Genomic DNA, 231 nt, shown 5'->3' with positions numbered 1-231 from the left:
ATGGTTGCAATAATTCTTTCTGTGGCGGGGTACGAAGGGGTTCAGCGTAACTATACCGGCTCACTGACCATGGGATTGCTGATGGCGATTTTTCCGGCTTTTGCTCAGCCCTACATGCGGAAAATTATCGGTAATGACCAGGTAGCTTTAGCACATACAGGTACCGTAGGTTATGTTCTTTCCGGATGGATCGGTCCGGTTGTAGGTAAGGGGCCTAAATCTACAGAAGAA

1 protein-coding gene is annotated in these 231 nt (G+C 48.1%); it reads left to right on the top strand.

Annotated elements, in window-relative coordinates; all coding sequences use genetic code 11:
* On the top strand, positions 1 to 231 hold a 231-nt coding region (locus tag KVT28_RS27265; RefSeq protein WP_305801849.1), incomplete at both ends, for a PTS transporter subunit IIC.

Source organism: Pantoea sp. GbtcB22 (genome assembly GCF_019091025.1).
Classification (GTDB): Bacteria; Pseudomonadota; Gammaproteobacteria; order Enterobacterales; family Enterobacteriaceae; genus Pantoea; species Pantoea leporis.
The sequence above is the reverse complement of the archived record's forward strand: the minus strand, read 5'-3'. Positions and strand labels throughout refer to the sequence as shown.